Raw genomic sequence first — 13,472 nt, forward strand, 5'->3', positions numbered from 1 at the left:
TGTGGTGTGGGCCTTGAAAGGCGAAGTGATCGGCGTACATGGCGCCTCCATTTGTTGTTTTGTCAGCCTGGCTCTGTGGACAGGCTTTTGCACACGGCAATGGCGGCTATAACACCGTGGGGCGGGGCTTTGAGCAAGGGTGGGTGGGGCTTGGTCGGCGGTTTTGACGGGGAGTCAGCGGCAAGGTTTGTTTACACGATTCGACCTAATCTGAAATCCGGGCTGAAACCGACCACATTCGTACAATTTTCTTTACAGGGTGGTTCGGGAACTTGCCAGTCGTCCGAAAATTCTTTTTGTTCAATGTCTTGGGGCCGCTTTGCGGCCCATCGCGACACAAGGCCGCTCCTACAGGGACCGCGTCAATTTCAGTAGGAGCGGCCTTGTGTCGCGATGGGCTGCGCAGCAGCCCCAAATTCTCACAGGCATAAAAAACCAGCCCGAAGGCTGGTTCTCTTTCAACGCAAAGGCCAATCAGCCACGCGGTTTGCCGCGGCCACGCCCTGCCGGCTTGTCACCTTCAGGCTTGGCCGGACGCTTGCGCATCTCGCTAGGGCGTTCGGCCACGGTGCTGCCACGGCCGGTCTTGCGCGGGGCCTCTTCACGCGGCTGGCGCGCCGGGCGTTCGCCGGCAGCAGCACCTTCGTGGGCCGGGCGCAGGCTGCGCACGCGCTCGCCACGGCCCAGCGGGCGGGTCGACTTGCGCTGCAGGCGCTCCATCTTGTCCTTGGCCTTGAGCTTCATGGCTGGCAGCGCCACCGGCTGCAGGCCCACTTCAGCAGCGAGGATGTCGATTTCGCCCTGGCTCATTTCACGCCAGCGGCCCATCGGCAGGTCGGAGTTGAGGAACACCGGGCCGAAACGCACGCGCTTCAGGCGGCTGACCACCATGCCCTGAGACTCCCACAGGCGACGCACTTCACGGTTGCGGCCTTCCATCACCACGCAGTGGTACCAGTGGTTGAAACCTTCGCCACCTGGTGCCTTCTGGATGTCGGTGAACTTGGCCGGGCCATCTTCCAGCATCACGCCGGCCTTCAGGCGCTCGATCATCTCGTCGTCGACCTCACCACGCACACGTACCGCGTATTCACGGTCCATCTCGTAGGACGGGTGCATCAGGCGGTTGGCCAGTTCACCGTCGGTGGTGAACAGCAGCAGGCCGGTGGTGTTGATGTCGAGGCGGCCAATGTTGATCCAGCGGCCTTCTTTCGGCCGTGGCAGGCGGTCGAACACGGTCGGGCGGCCTTCCGGGTCGTCACGGGTGCAGATTTCGCCATCGGGCTTGTTGTACATGATCACCCGGCGGGTGGCCTCGGCGGCCTCTTCGCGCTTGATCAGCTTGCCATCCACGGCAATGGCGTCGTGCAGGTCGACGCGCTGGCCGAGGGTGGCCTCGACGCCGTTGACCTTGATGCGGCCCTGGCTGATCCAGGCCTCGACGTCACGGCGCGAGCCAACGCCAATGCGCGCCAGCACTTTCTGCAGCTTTTCGCCGGATGGAGGGGTGATTTCGGTATCTTGCAGGTCTTGCTCACTCATCTGGGCACCTCCCGGTGTAGGAATGAAATAAGGGTTCTGGCGACGAACGCGCCAAAAGGTCGCGCATCATACGCGGTTCGGTGCGGGAACGCACTGGAGGGTAGAGGGTTTTGTGGGCATTGCGAGGGGTTTCTGCCTAATGGTTATGTATTGGCATGGCCGGCCCATTCGCGGGCACGCCCGCTCCCACAGGTACTGCGCGCCCTCAGGACCTGTGATATCCCTGTGGGAGCGGGCGAGCCCGCGAATGGGCCGGTACAGGCAACAAAGGAATCAGGGCAGTGACTTGCCCTCTTCTTCCACCGAGGCCTCAGCCTCTTCCTCGCGCAAGTCATCGAAATCGGTCTTCAGCCCCTCTTCCATGGCATCCAGCTCCACCAGCAGGCTACGGAAGCTGGTCTCCTCCTTCGGCTCGGCAACCTCTTCCTCTTCCCCAAGGCTGGCATCCGCCAATGCCTGCAGGTGCGCCGGCACTGGCGCATCATCCGGGTCGAGCAGCGGCTCGGGCTCCATCTCCCGCAGCTCGGCCAAGGCTGGCAGCTCGTCCAGGCTCTTGAGGTTGAAATGGTCGAGAAACGCCTTGGTAGTGGCAAACATCGCCGGCCGCCCGGGCACTTCGCGGTAGCCGACCACGCGGATCCACTCGCGCTCCATCAGGGTCTTGATGATGTTGCTGTTAACCGCCACGCCACGCACATCCTCGATTTCGCCACGGGTGATGGGCTGGCGGTAGGCGATCAGGGCCAGGGTTTCCAGCAGCGCGCGCGAGTAGCGCTGCGGGCGCTCTTCCCACAGGCGCCCGACCCACGGCGCAAAGTCCTCGCGAATCTGCAGGCGGTAACCGCTGGCCACCTCCTTGAGCTCGAAGGCGCGGCCATTGCACGACTTGCCCAGCAGCTCCAGAGCCTGCCTGAAGACCTTGGGCTCCGGTCGCTCGGCTTCCTCGAACAGTTCGTACAGGCGCTCCAGGGATTGCGGCTTGCCCGAAGCCAGCAGGAAGGCTTCGATCAGCGACGCCAGGTCGCGGGGTTCATTCAGGTTCATCAGGTTCTTCAACAAGCGCGGGGCGAAGCCGCACGTGGATGGCGGCGAAGGGTTCATTCTGCACCAGTTCGATCAGCGATTCCTTCACCAGCTCGAGAATCGCCATGAACGTCACCACCACACCCAGCTTGCCCTCCTCGGCGGCGAACAGCTCGACGAACGGCACGAAACCGCCGCCCTTCAGGCGTTCCAGCACCTGGCTCATGCGTTCGCGGGTGGACAAGGTCTCGCGGGTGATCTGATGGCTTTCGAACAGGTCGTTGCGGCGCATCACCTCGGCCATCGACACCAGCAGCTCCTCCAGGCTGACCTGGGGCAACAGCTTGCGCACCTTGGCCTGCGGCGCCTCCAGCCGCGGCACCACCACCTCGCGGCCAACCCGTGGCAATTCATCGATACCTTCGGCGGCGGCCTTGAACCGCTCGTACTCCTGCAGCCGGCGGATCAGTTCGGCGCGCGGGTCGCCCTCCTCCTCCTCGACGTCGGCCGAGCGCGGCAGCAACATGCGCGACTTGATCTCGGCGAGCATGGCAGCCATCACCAGGTATTCGGCGGCCAGCTCCAGGCGCACGCTCTTCATCAGCTCCACGTAGCCCATGTACTGGCGGGTGATTTCCGCCACCGGGATGTCGAGGATGTCGATGTTCTGCTTGCGGATCAGGTACAGCAACAGGTCCAGCGGGCCTTCGAAGGCTTCGAGGATGACTTCCAGGGCGTCCGGCGGGATGTACAGGTCCAGCGGCAGCTCGGTCAGGGCTTCGCCATAGACCAGGGCCAATTGCAGTTGGCGAGGCACCTCGGCCTGTTCGGCCGGCGCCTCGGGCGCTTCCACCTGGCTCACGCGTTGACCAGGAACGGCGTGGGGTCGCCGCAGCCTTCACGGACCAGTTCGGGTTCATCACCGGACAGGTCGATGATGGTCGATGCCTTGAGGTCACCGAAACCGCCGTCGATCACAAGGTCGACATGGTGCTCCAGGCGCTCACGGATCTCGTAAGGGTCGGTCATTGGCTCGGTGTCGCCCGGCAGGATCAGGCTCACACTCATCAACGGCTCGCCCAGTTCCGCCAGCAACGCCAGGGTGATGGCATGGGCCGGCACCCGTAGCCCGATGGTGCGGCGTTTATCGTGCAACAGCAGGCGCGGCACTTCGCGCGTACCGTTGAGGATGAATGTGTAAGGCCCCGGCACATGTGCCTTGAGCAGGCGGAAGGTGCCGGTATCGACCTTGGCGTACAACCCCAGCTGCGACATGTCGCAGCACATCAGGGTGAAGTTGTGGGTCTTGTCCAGCCCGCGCAGGCGCCGCACCCGTTCGATGGCCGCCTTGTCACCCATCTGGCAACCCAGCGCATAGGCCGAATCCGTCGGGTACACCACTACACCGCCCTTGCGGATAATCTCGACGGCCTGCTTGATCAGGCGCTGCTGCGGGTTCTCCGGATGAATCTGGAAAAATTGGCTCACGTAGTCGTCCTGTTCATACCGCCAAAGGCTGTTCATGGCTGAATCGGCGCCACAGAGGTGGCAGGTCCTCGGGCAAAGGCCGGTAGGCACCGATCTCGCCCCAGGTGCCGGGGCCGTGGAAGTCACTGCCAGCGCTTGCCAGCAGGCCGAACTCACGGGTGAGGATGGACATGGTGCCCACCTGCTCGGCAGGCATCATCCCGTTGACCACTTCAAGCGCCTGCCCGCCTGCCTGAATATAGTCGGCAATCAGCCTTCTGCGCTTGCTGCGGGTCAGATCGTAGTGCATGGGATGCGCCAGGCTCACCCAAGCGTTGGACTGGCGCAGGGTGGCGACGGTTTCATCGAGGGTAGGCCAGTGCTGCTTGACGTCCCCCAGCTTGCCGGCGCCCAGCCATTTGCGAAACGCCTCGCCGCGGTCCTTGACGTGCCCGGCACGCACCAGGTACTCGGCAAAATGCGGGCGCGCCGGGGCGTTGCCGCTATCGCCCAGTTCGTGCTGCACGGCGCGAGCGCCGTCGAGGGTACCGGGCATGCCCTTGGCCGCCAGCCGTTTGTCGATTTCTTCGGCGCGTAGCCAGCGGCCACGGTGCAGCGCTTCGATCGCCGCCAGCAGGGGCGGTGCGTCGAGCGGGAAGTCATAGCCCAGCACATGGATGGTCGCGCCACCCCAGGTGCACGACAGCTCCACCCCGCTGACCCAATGCATGCCCTTGTCGCGGCACGCCTGGCGCGCCTCGGGCAGGCCTTCGATGGTGTCATGGTCGGTCAGTGCCAGCGTTTGCACCCCATGCTCATGGGCCCGGGCGACCAGTATCGAGGGCGACAGGGCGCCGTCGGAGGCCGTGCTGTGACAGTGCAGATCAACATTCATGGAGGAGCGCTTTCGCTGGAATCGATGTTTGTTATTATGCCGTCACATCCCGATTCTGGCTGCCATTGTGAAACAATTCATCGATTTCATCCCGCTGCTGCTGTTCTTCATCGTCTACAAGCTCGACCCGCGCCCCATGGAAGTCGCCGGCCACAGCTTCGAATTCGGCGGCATCTACAGTGCCACGGCCATGCTGATCATCAGCTCGCTGGTGGTCTACGGCGCGCTGTTCCTGCGCCAGCGCAAGCTGGAAAAGGGCCAGTGGCTGACCCTGGTGGCCTGCCTGGTGTTCGGCGGCCTGACCCTGACCTTCCACAGCGAAACCTTCCTGAAGTGGAAGGCGCCGGTGGTGAACTGGCTGTTCGCCCTGGGCTTCGCCGGCAGCCACTTCATCGGCGACCGGGTGCTGATCAAGCGCATCATGGGCCACGCCCTGAGCCTGCCCGATGCCATCTGGACCCGCCTGAACCTGGCCTGGATCGGCTTCTTCCTGTTCTGTGGCGCAGCCAACCTGTTCGTCGCCTTCACCTTCCAGGACTTCTGGGTCGACTTCAAGGTGTTCGGCAGCCTGGGCATGACCGTGATGTTCCTGGTAGCGCAGGGCGTGTACCTGTCGCGCCACCTGCACGACGACCCTTCTACCTCCAAACCCAAGGATTGACATGCTCTACGCCATCATCGCCAGCGACGTCGCAAACTCCCTGGAAAAGCGCCTGGCCGCCCGCCCGGCGCACATCGAACGCCTGCAGCAGCTGAAGGCCGAGGGCCGCGTGGTACTGGCCGGCCCGCACCCGGCCATCGACAGCAACGACCCGGGCGAAGCGGGTTTCAGCGGCAGCCTGATCGTTGCCGAGTTCGACTCCCTGGCCGCGGCGCAGGCCTGGGCCGATGCCGACCCTTACATTGCCGCGGGCGTGTACGACAAGGTGGTGGTCAAGCCGTTCAAGCAAGTGCTGCCTTGATCTGAGACCGCGTGGGCTTCTTCGCGGGCTTGCCCGCTCCCACAGGGACACCACGGGATCTGAGGTTTGTGGGTTACCTGTGGGAGCGGGCAAGCCCGCGAAGAAGCCCACGCGGTACCGGCAGTTATACTGTTGCCATCAGTCTGCGGTATCTTTGCCACTGGCGGGCCGAATAGCCGCCGTCAATGGTTGAATTGAGTGAGTCATGAGCGAGCTGTTACTGATAGATGATGACCAGGAGCTGTGCGAGCTGCTCGGCAGCTGGCTGACCCAGGAAGGGTTTACCGTGCGCGCCTGCCACGATGGCCAGAGCGCACGCCAGGCCCTGGCCACACATGCCCCGGCGGCCGTGGTGCTGGACGTGATGCTGCCCGACGGCAGTGGCCTGGAACTGCTCAAGCAGTTGCGCAGCGAGCATGCCGAACTGCCGGTGCTGATGCTCTCGGCCCGCGGCGAGCCGCTGGACCGCATCCTCGGCCTGGAACTGGGCGCCGACGACTACCTGGCCAAACCCTGCGACCCGCGTGAACTCACCGCTCGCCTGCGTGCCGTGCTACGCCGCAGCCACCCCACCGCCACCACCAGCCAGGTGGAGCTGGGCGACCTGGTCTACAGCCCTGCCCGTGGCGTGGCCAGCATCGATGGCCGCGAAATGACCCTGACCCTGTCCGAAAGCCGCATTCTCGAAGCCCTGCTGCGCCAACCCGGCGAGCCCCTGGACAAGCAGGAACTGGCGCAGATCGGCCTGGGCCGCAAGCTGACCCTGTACGACCGCAGCCTGGACATGCACGTCAGCAACCTGCGCAAGAAGATCGGCCCCCACGCCGATGGCCGGCCGCGCATCGTCGCCCTGCGCAGCCGTGGTTATTACTACTGCCTCTGAACATCTTTACCGAGCCTTTACCATCCACTGACCGCGCTTGACGGTGATCTCCCTAGACTGTGCTCATCCGGTAACCACCGGCCCATGAAAGGAGAGACACCATGCGCAAGACCCTTATCGCCCTGATGTTCGCCGCCGCCCTGCCGACCGTGGCCATGGCCATGCCTGAAGGCGGCCCGCGCCACGACGGCCCACATCATCGCGGTGATGCGCCTTTCCACCAACTGGACCTGAGCCGTGACCAGCGCCAGCAGATCGGCAAACTGATGGGCGAGCAAATGAAACAGCGCCGCGACATCACCGAGCGCTACCTGTCCAAACTGCCGGCCGCCGACCAGAAGGCAATGAAGGACGAACTGCAGGCCAACCGCGACAAGACCGACAGCGCGGTCCGTGCCCTGCTCAAGCCTGAGCAGCAGAAGAAGTTCGACGAACTGCAGAAGGAACGCGCCGCACAGAAAGCCGAGTGGCAGGAGTTCCAGGCCTGGAAAGCTGAAAAAGGCAACAAGGCCCAGTAAGCTGTCCGCCCGATGCCCGGCCCGCCTAAGTGCGAGCCGGGCTTTTCTTGTTTGCAGGAGGTGCACTTGCGTTCACTGTTCTGGCGCATCCTGGCCAGTTTCTGGCTGGCCATCACCCTGGTCGCGGGCCTGTCGATCCTGCTGGGCCATATGCTCAACCAGGACGCCTGGATCCTCAGCCGCCACCCGGGCCTGAATACCCTGGCCAGCAAGTGGGCCAAGCATTACGAACAGGAAGGCCTGGCTTCGGCACAGCACTTCCTGGAACGGCGCAAGGACCGCTACAAGATCGACGTGCAGGTGCTCGACGACAGTGGCGAAGCCGTGGTGCCCGGCACCTTCCCGCGCCGTGCGGCGGCCTTCGAGGCACGCCAGCACAATGACCAGCGGCGCCTGCCGTGGCGCCGGTTGACCGAGGAATACACCAGCCCCGACACCGGCGAGACGTACCTGCTGATCTACCGCATCCCCCACCCGGCGCTGGATGCCTGGCACCGCGAAAGCCTGTTGTGGCCGCTCAGTGCGCTGGGCATTGCCCTGGTGGTGCTGACCCTGTTCAGCCTGCTGGTGACCCTGTCCATCACCCGCCCGCTCAGCCGCCTGCGCAGCGCCGTGCATGACCTGGGCCAGACCACCTACCAGCAGAACAGCCTGGCGCAGCTGGCGGCGCGGCGTGACGAGTTCGGCGTGCTGGCCAAGGACTTCAACAGGATGGGGGCGCGCCTGCAAAGCACCATCGGCAGCCAGCGCCAGTTGCTGCGCGATGTGTCCCATGAACTGCGCTCGCCGCTGGCCAGGCTGCGTATCGCCCTGGCCTTGGCCGAGCGCGCCGAGCCTGAGCAGCGTGAGGCGCTGTGGCCACGCCTGACCCGCGAATGCGACCGCCTGGAAGACCTGATCAGCGAAATTCTCGCCTTGGCGCGGGTCGATGCCGAACAGGCCCATGCCGAGCCGGTCGACCTCAACGCCCTGCTCGGCAGCGTGCGCAAGGACGCCCAGCTCAGCGCACCAGAGCAGGACGTGCGCCTGGAGGCACAACCGGGGTTGACCTTGCAGGGTTGGCCAACGCTGATCGAGCGTGCCGTGGACAATCTGCTGCGCAACGCCCTGCGCTTCAACCCGCAAGGGCAGCCGATCGAAGTCAGCGCCGTGCGCGAGCAAGACCGTATCGTGATCAGCGTGCGTGACCATGGGCCGGGAGCGGCGGCGGAACACCTGGCGCAGCTGGGGGAACCGTTCTTCCGTGCGCCGGGGCAGGAAGCGCCGGGGCATGGGCTGGGGCTGGCGATTGCACGCAAGGCGGCAGAGCGGCATGGCGGCAGCCTGGTGCTGGAGAACCATCCACAAGGGGGCTTTGTGGCGCGGCTGGAGTTGCCTGTGACTGAAGCGACAGGCAGTTGATTTGATGTAAATGCTCCCGGCCCTTTCGCGGGCTTGTCGGGTCGCCGCACCGCCGCTCCCACAAGTACAACACTGCCTTCAAGGCCTGTGTAGTACCTGTGGGAGCGGGCGAGCCCGCGAAGAGGCCATCTGCCCCTATGGAGCAATCAGCCCAAGGCCGCGTTACTCGCCCCAGGCACTGACGAAATCAGCGGTTTCCAGAATCGGCGCGGTGCGCGGCTCGGTCAGCGGCGTACCCACATACAGATACCCGATCAGCTCCTCGTTCGCGGCCAGCCCCAGGCCCTTGTGCACATGGGCATCGAAAGCCATATCCCCGGTGCGCCACACCGCACCGATACCTTGCGCATGCGCCGCAATCAGGATGCCGTGCGCCGCACAGCCTGCCGCCAGCCGCTGCTCGGACTTGGGCACCTTGAAGTGGTCCTGCAGCTTGGCAACCACCACGATCAGCAACGGCGCCCGCAGGGGCATGGCGCGGGCCTTGTCCAGGGCAGCCTGGCTGGCATCCCCCTTGTGCTGCAGCGCTTCGGCGAACAGCTCACCCAGCTTCTCGCGGCCCTGGCCTTCGATGGTGAGAAAGCGCCACGGCCGCAGCTGGCCGTGGTCCGGGGCGCGCAGGGCGGCCTGGAACAGCGCCTCGCGCTGGGCGGCATTGGGCGCCGGGTCGGTCAGGCGTGGCACGGAAACACGGTTGAGCAATGCGTCGAGAGCCTCCATCGGCTACCCTCCTGGCAGGTAAATGTGCCGCCATTCTAGCGTTTACATCACCAGACCCATAGGTAGAATGGCGCCCTTCCGTTTCGAGTCAGAGCAGATCACATGGCGTTGCCGACCTTAAGGATCATTGGTTTCATCATCGGCATCTTCCTGATTACCCTCGCCGTCAGCATGGCCGTGCCCATGGCGACCCTGGTGATCTTCGAACGCACCCGTGACATGCCGTCGTTCCTCTGGTCGAGCCTGATCACCTTCATCGCCGGCCTGGCCCTGGTGCTCCAGGGCCGCCCCGAACATGTGCACCTGCGCCCGCGCGACATGTACCTGCTGACCGTCAGCAGCTGGCTGGTGGTGTGCGTGTTCGCCGCCCTGCCGTTCCTGCTGACCCAGCACATCAGCTACACCGACGCCTTCTTCGAAAGCATGTCGGGCATCACCGCCACCGGCGCCACGGTGCTCAGCGGGCTGGACAACATGTCACCGGGCATCCTCATGTGGCGCTCGATGCTGCACTGGCTCGGCGGCATCGGCTTCATCGGCATGGCGGTAGCGATCCTGCCGCTGCTGCGCATCGGTGGCATGCGCCTGTTCCAGACCGAATCGTCCGACCGCTCGGAGAAGGTCATGCCGCGCTCGCACATGGTCGCCAAGTCGATCGTGGGGGTATACGTCGGCTTCTCGATCCTGGGCGCGCTGGGCTTCTGGTGGGCCGGCATGAGCCCGTTCGATGCGATCAACCACGCCATGTCGGCGATTTCCACTGGCGGTTTTTCCACCTCCGACCAGTCGCTGGCCAAGTGGGATATCCCGGCCGTGCACTGGGTCGCGGTGGTGGTGATGATCCTCGGCAGCCTGCCCTTCACCCTTTACGTGGCGACCCTGCGCGGCAACCGCAAGGCACTGATCCGCGACCAGCAGGTGCAGGGTTTGCTGGGCATGCTGGTGGTCACCTGGCTGGTGCTTGGCACCTGGTACTGGGCCACCACCAACCTGCACTGGCTCGACGCCCTGCGCCACGTGGCGCTGAACGTGACTTCGGTGGTCACCACCACCGGCTTCGCCCTGGGTGACTACAGCCTGTGGGGCAACTTCTCGCTGATGCTGTTCTTCTACCTGGGCTTCGTCGGCGGCTGCTCCGGCTCGACGGCAGGTGGCATCAAGATCTTCCGCTTCCAGGTCGCCTACATCCTGCTCAAGGCCAGCCTCAACCAGCTGATCCACCCACGCGCGGTGATCAAGCAGAAGTACAACGGCCACCGCCTCGACGAAGAAATCGTGCGTTCGATCCTGACTTTCTCGTTCTTCTTCGCCATCACCATCTGCGTCATGGCGCTGCTGCTGTCGTTGCTTGGCGTGGACTGGATGACCGCCCTGACCGGCGCTGCAGGCACGGTCTCGGGTGTGGGCCCGGGCCTGGGTGAAGTGATCGGCCCGTCGGGCAACTACGCCACGCTGCCGGACGCTGCCAAGTGGATTCTCGCCAGCGGCATGCTGCTCGGCCGATTGGAAATCATCACCGTGCTAGTGTTGTGCATGCCGGCGTTCTGGCGTCACTGACCACCTCAGGCTCGGCACCCAGGCGGGCGCGGTACTCACTGGGTGTGGCATGGAACCAGCGGCGGAACGCCCGGTAGAAGTTGCTGGGGTCGGCAAAACCCAGCAGGTAGGCGGTTTCCAGCAGGGTCATGCCTGGCTGCGCCAGGTACTGTTCGGCCAGTTCGCGGCGGGTATCGTCGAGCAGGGTCTGGAAGCTGGTGCCCTCTTCCTGCAGCCGCCGCTGCAAGGTGCGCTGCGACAGGTGCAGGGCCTGGGCCAGGGTTTCGCGCTTGGGCTCGCCCTGCGGCAGGATGCGGCACAGTACCTGGCGCACGCGGTGGGTGACCCGGCTTTCCGAGAAACGCGCCAGGTATTCGCCGGCAAAGCGGTCATGCAGGATGGCCATGGCTTCGTTGGCGGTGGGCAGCGGCGCCTCCATGTCGGCGCGCTCGAACACCAGCGCATCGTGCGGCGCCCCGAACACCAGCGGCGAATGGAACGCCACCTTGTACGGCTCGATATTCTTTGGCTGCGGCCCCTGCACCAGCACCCGGCGCGGTTGCACCGGCCGACCGCTGAGCCAGCTGCACAGCGCCAGCGCGCAGGCCAGCGATGCCTCGGCACTGTGCCGGGTCGGTGGCAGATGGTCGCCGTGTACGGTCAGGATCAGCGAATAGCCCTCGGGGCCGAGGACGAAGCTGAGGTCGGAGCTTTCGGCGATGATGCGCTGGTAACGCACCAGGCGCTCGAAGCCTTCGGCCAGGGTGCGGCTGGACATCAACGCATAGCCCACCACATGGAACGACGCCGGGCGTACCACCCGCGCCATGTTCAGGCCTATGGCCTCGTTGCCCGACAGTTCCACTGCCAGTTGCCACAGCCGGGTCATGGAGTCCTGGGGAAAGCGCGCGTCGGGGTCGTCGAGGGCAGCGAAATCCAGCCCCAGCTGCTTGAACATGGCCCGGCAGTCCAGCCCTTCCAGCTCGAGTGCCTTCACGATCCCTGATGCCCAGCTGGCTGACGTGGTTCTTTCGCTCATGACAGGCATTTATGCTGACCGCTCCTGCGGTGAACCCCAAGGATATTCAATTGGCGCCTATTGTCACTGATAGGCCTCGCCAGTCACTCTAGACTCGATTCAGGCTCCACGCCGTGCATCTTGTCCAGAAGTATTAATCCCGGAGCACTGTCATGAACCGCACAGCGCAGTTTCGCAGTTTTGCCGAGTTCTACCCTTACTACCTGGGGGAGCACAGCAACCCCACCTGCCGCCGCCTGCACTTTGTCGGCACCAGCCTGGTGATAGCCCTGCTGGCCTATATCATCGGCAGTGGCAAATGGTTGTTGCTGCTGGCCTTGCCCGTGTTCGGCTACGGCTTTGCCTGGGTCGGGCATTTCTTTTTCGAAAAGAACCGGCCTGCGACCTTTACCCATCCGCTGTATAGCCTGATCGGGGATTTCGTGATGTTCAGGGATATCCTGCTGGGCAAGATCAGCCTGTAGATTTTTTTGGGGCCGCTTTGCGGCCCATCGCGACACAAGGCCGCTCCTACAAGGTCCGCGTAAATTCCGGGCTTACACGGTCGTTGTAGGAGCGGCCTTGTGTCGCGATGGGCTGCAAGGCAGCCCCCTTGGCCCTCAACCCCTACGCCGGTTCGCGCACCGCCGCCGCTGCCTGCGCTTCACGCGCCTGCGCCTCCGCCAGCCGATAAAGCTCGATCGTGCCATCCCAATGCTCGATCAGCGCCGTGCACGACTCCACCCAATCCCCGCAATTGAGGTACTCCACCTCCCCCACCTGGCGAATCTCGGCATGGTGGATATGCCCACACACCACCCCATGAAAACCGCGGCGGGTGCACTCGTGGGCAATGGCATCCTCAAAGTCGCTGATGAAGTTCACCGCGCCTTTGACCTTGTGCTTCAGGTATGCCGACAGCGACCAATAGCCGTATCCATAGCGGGCACGCCAGTGGTTGAGCCAGCGGTTGAGCACCAGGGTGAACTCGTAGGCACGGTCACCGAGGAACGCCAGCCAGCGGTGGTAACGGGTAATCACATCGAACTGGTCGCCATGGATCACCAGCAGGCGGCGGCCATCGGCGGTCAGGTGCTCGGCCTCGTCCACCAGCTGGATGTTGCCGAGCATCAGCTTGGAGTAACGGCGCAGGAATTCGTCATGGTTGCCGGTGACGTAGATCACCTCGGTGCCGCGCTTGCTCATGGTCAGCAGGCGGCGGATCACGTTGGTATGGGCTTGAGGCCAGTAGATCCCGCCGCGCAGCTTCCAGCCATCGATGATATCGCCCACCAGGTAGATGCGGTCGGCCTGGCAGCCCTTGAGGAACTGCGACAGGTGTTCGGCCTGGCAGTCGCGGGTGCCCAGATGCACATCGGAAATCCACAGGGTACGCACGCGTTGCTTGCGCGAGGGACGGGACAGTTCGGCATGGGTCATGGGCAGGCTCCGGCGCAGTTTGCTGGAGACTGGCAGGCGCGGATGACAGCGCAGTGGCAAAACCGTT

General features: G+C 64.3%; 15 protein-coding genes. 7 read left to right on the forward strand and 8 right to left on the reverse strand.

The window, feature by feature from the left end:
* Positions 1-474 precede the first annotated feature (474 nt).
* The 5 genes from rluB to C163_RS18840 form a co-directional block, all read right to left on the reverse strand.
* Positions 475-1,542, reverse strand: a complete 1,068-nt coding sequence (gene rluB / locus C163_RS18820; protein WP_025340133.1) for a 23S rRNA pseudouridine(2605) synthase RluB — start codon at positions 1,540-1,542, stop codon at positions 475-477.
* A gap of 273 nt (positions 1,543-1,815) precedes the next feature.
* A complete protein-coding gene (gene scpB, locus C163_RS18825) occupies positions 1,816-2,586 on the reverse strand; it encodes an SMC-Scp complex subunit ScpB (RefSeq protein WP_025340134.1) in 771 nt (256 codons plus the stop codon).
* Complete coding sequence (locus C163_RS18830) at positions 2,573-3,298, reverse strand: ScpA family protein (RefSeq protein ID WP_162276787.1); 726 nt, start codon at positions 3,296-3,298, stop codon at positions 2,573-2,575. The genes scpB and C163_RS18830 overlap by 14 nt, the downstream gene beginning before the upstream one ends.
* A gap of 125 nt (positions 3,299-3,423) precedes the next feature.
* Positions 3,424-4,053, reverse strand: a complete 630-nt coding sequence (locus C163_RS18835; protein WP_038408376.1) for an L-threonylcarbamoyladenylate synthase — start codon at positions 4,051-4,053, stop codon at positions 3,424-3,426.
* A 13-nt stretch (positions 4,054-4,066) separates the two neighbouring features.
* Positions 4,067-4,927, reverse strand: a complete 861-nt coding sequence (locus C163_RS18840) for a PHP domain-containing protein (RefSeq protein WP_023661025.1) — start codon at positions 4,925-4,927, stop codon at positions 4,067-4,069.
* Positions 4,928-4,994: 67 nt separating this feature from the next.
* Between C163_RS18840 and C163_RS18845 the strand changes: the two genes are divergently transcribed.
* The 5 genes from C163_RS18845 to C163_RS18865 all read left to right on the forward strand — a co-directional run bounded on the left by C163_RS18845 (position 4,995) and on the right by C163_RS18865 (position 8,691).
* Entirely contained in the window at positions 4,995-5,588 is a 594-nt protein-coding gene (locus tag C163_RS18845; protein WP_003259096.1) for a septation protein A, read from the forward strand.
* A 1-nt stretch (position 5,589) separates the two neighbouring features.
* The gene (locus C163_RS18850) at positions 5,590-5,889 is read left to right on the forward strand and encodes a YciI family protein (protein ID WP_015271283.1); all 300 of its coding nucleotides are present in this window, start codon (positions 5,590-5,592) and stop codon (positions 5,887-5,889) included.
* A gap of 205 nt (positions 5,890-6,094) precedes the next feature.
* On the forward strand, positions 6,095-6,772 hold the full coding sequence (locus C163_RS18855) for a response regulator transcription factor (protein WP_025340136.1): 678 nt from the start codon (positions 6,095-6,097) through the stop codon (positions 6,770-6,772).
* A 101-nt stretch (positions 6,773-6,873) separates the two neighbouring features.
* Positions 6,874-7,290: a Spy/CpxP family protein refolding chaperone gene (locus tag C163_RS18860; protein WP_025340137.1), complete on the forward strand. Its 417-nt coding sequence runs from the start codon at positions 6,874-6,876 to the stop codon at positions 7,288-7,290.
* Between the two features lie 60 nt (positions 7,291-7,350).
* The gene (locus C163_RS18865; RefSeq protein WP_025340138.1) at positions 7,351-8,691 is read left to right on the forward strand and encodes a HAMP domain-containing sensor histidine kinase; all 1,341 of its coding nucleotides are present in this window, start codon (positions 7,351-7,353) and stop codon (positions 8,689-8,691) included.
* Positions 8,692-8,853: 162 nt separating this feature from the next.
* Here the strand turns inward: C163_RS18865 and C163_RS18870 are convergent, their stop codons facing one another.
* On the reverse strand, positions 8,854-9,411 hold the full coding sequence (locus tag C163_RS18870) for a nitroreductase family protein (RefSeq protein WP_025340139.1): 558 nt from the start codon (positions 9,409-9,411) through the stop codon (positions 8,854-8,856).
* Positions 9,412-9,513: 102 nt separating this feature from the next.
* On the opposite strand from C163_RS18870, the gene C163_RS18875 reads away from it, so the two are divergent.
* On the forward strand, positions 9,514-10,968 hold the full coding sequence (locus tag C163_RS18875) for a TrkH family potassium uptake protein (RefSeq protein ID WP_013973677.1): 1,455 nt from the start codon (positions 9,514-9,516) through the stop codon (positions 10,966-10,968).
* Here C163_RS18875 and C163_RS18880 read toward each other — a convergent pair.
* A complete protein-coding gene (locus tag C163_RS18880) occupies positions 10,925-11,986 on the reverse strand; it encodes an AraC family transcriptional regulator (protein ID WP_025340140.1) in 1,062 nt (353 codons plus the stop codon). The two genes, C163_RS18875 and C163_RS18880, sit on opposite strands and share 44 nt — an antisense overlap.
* Positions 11,987-12,138: 152 nt before the next feature.
* On the opposite strand from C163_RS18880, the gene C163_RS18885 reads away from it, so the two are divergent.
* Positions 12,139-12,450, forward strand: coding sequence for a DUF962 domain-containing protein (locus C163_RS18885; RefSeq protein WP_025340141.1), 312 nt, complete (start codon positions 12,139-12,141; stop codon positions 12,448-12,450).
* Positions 12,451-12,592: 142 nt separating this feature from the next.
* Here the strand turns inward: C163_RS18885 and C163_RS18890 are convergent, their stop codons facing one another.
* Complete coding sequence (locus tag C163_RS18890) at positions 12,593-13,405, reverse strand: UDP-2,3-diacylglucosamine diphosphatase (RefSeq protein ID WP_025340142.1); 813 nt, start codon at positions 13,403-13,405, stop codon at positions 12,593-12,595.
* Between the last annotated feature and the right edge of the window lie 67 nt (positions 13,406-13,472).

It is taken from the genome of Pseudomonas sp. FGI182, assembly GCF_000511325.1.
In the GTDB taxonomy this organism is placed as follows: Bacteria; Pseudomonadota; Gammaproteobacteria; order Pseudomonadales; family Pseudomonadaceae; genus Aquipseudomonas; species Aquipseudomonas putida_Z.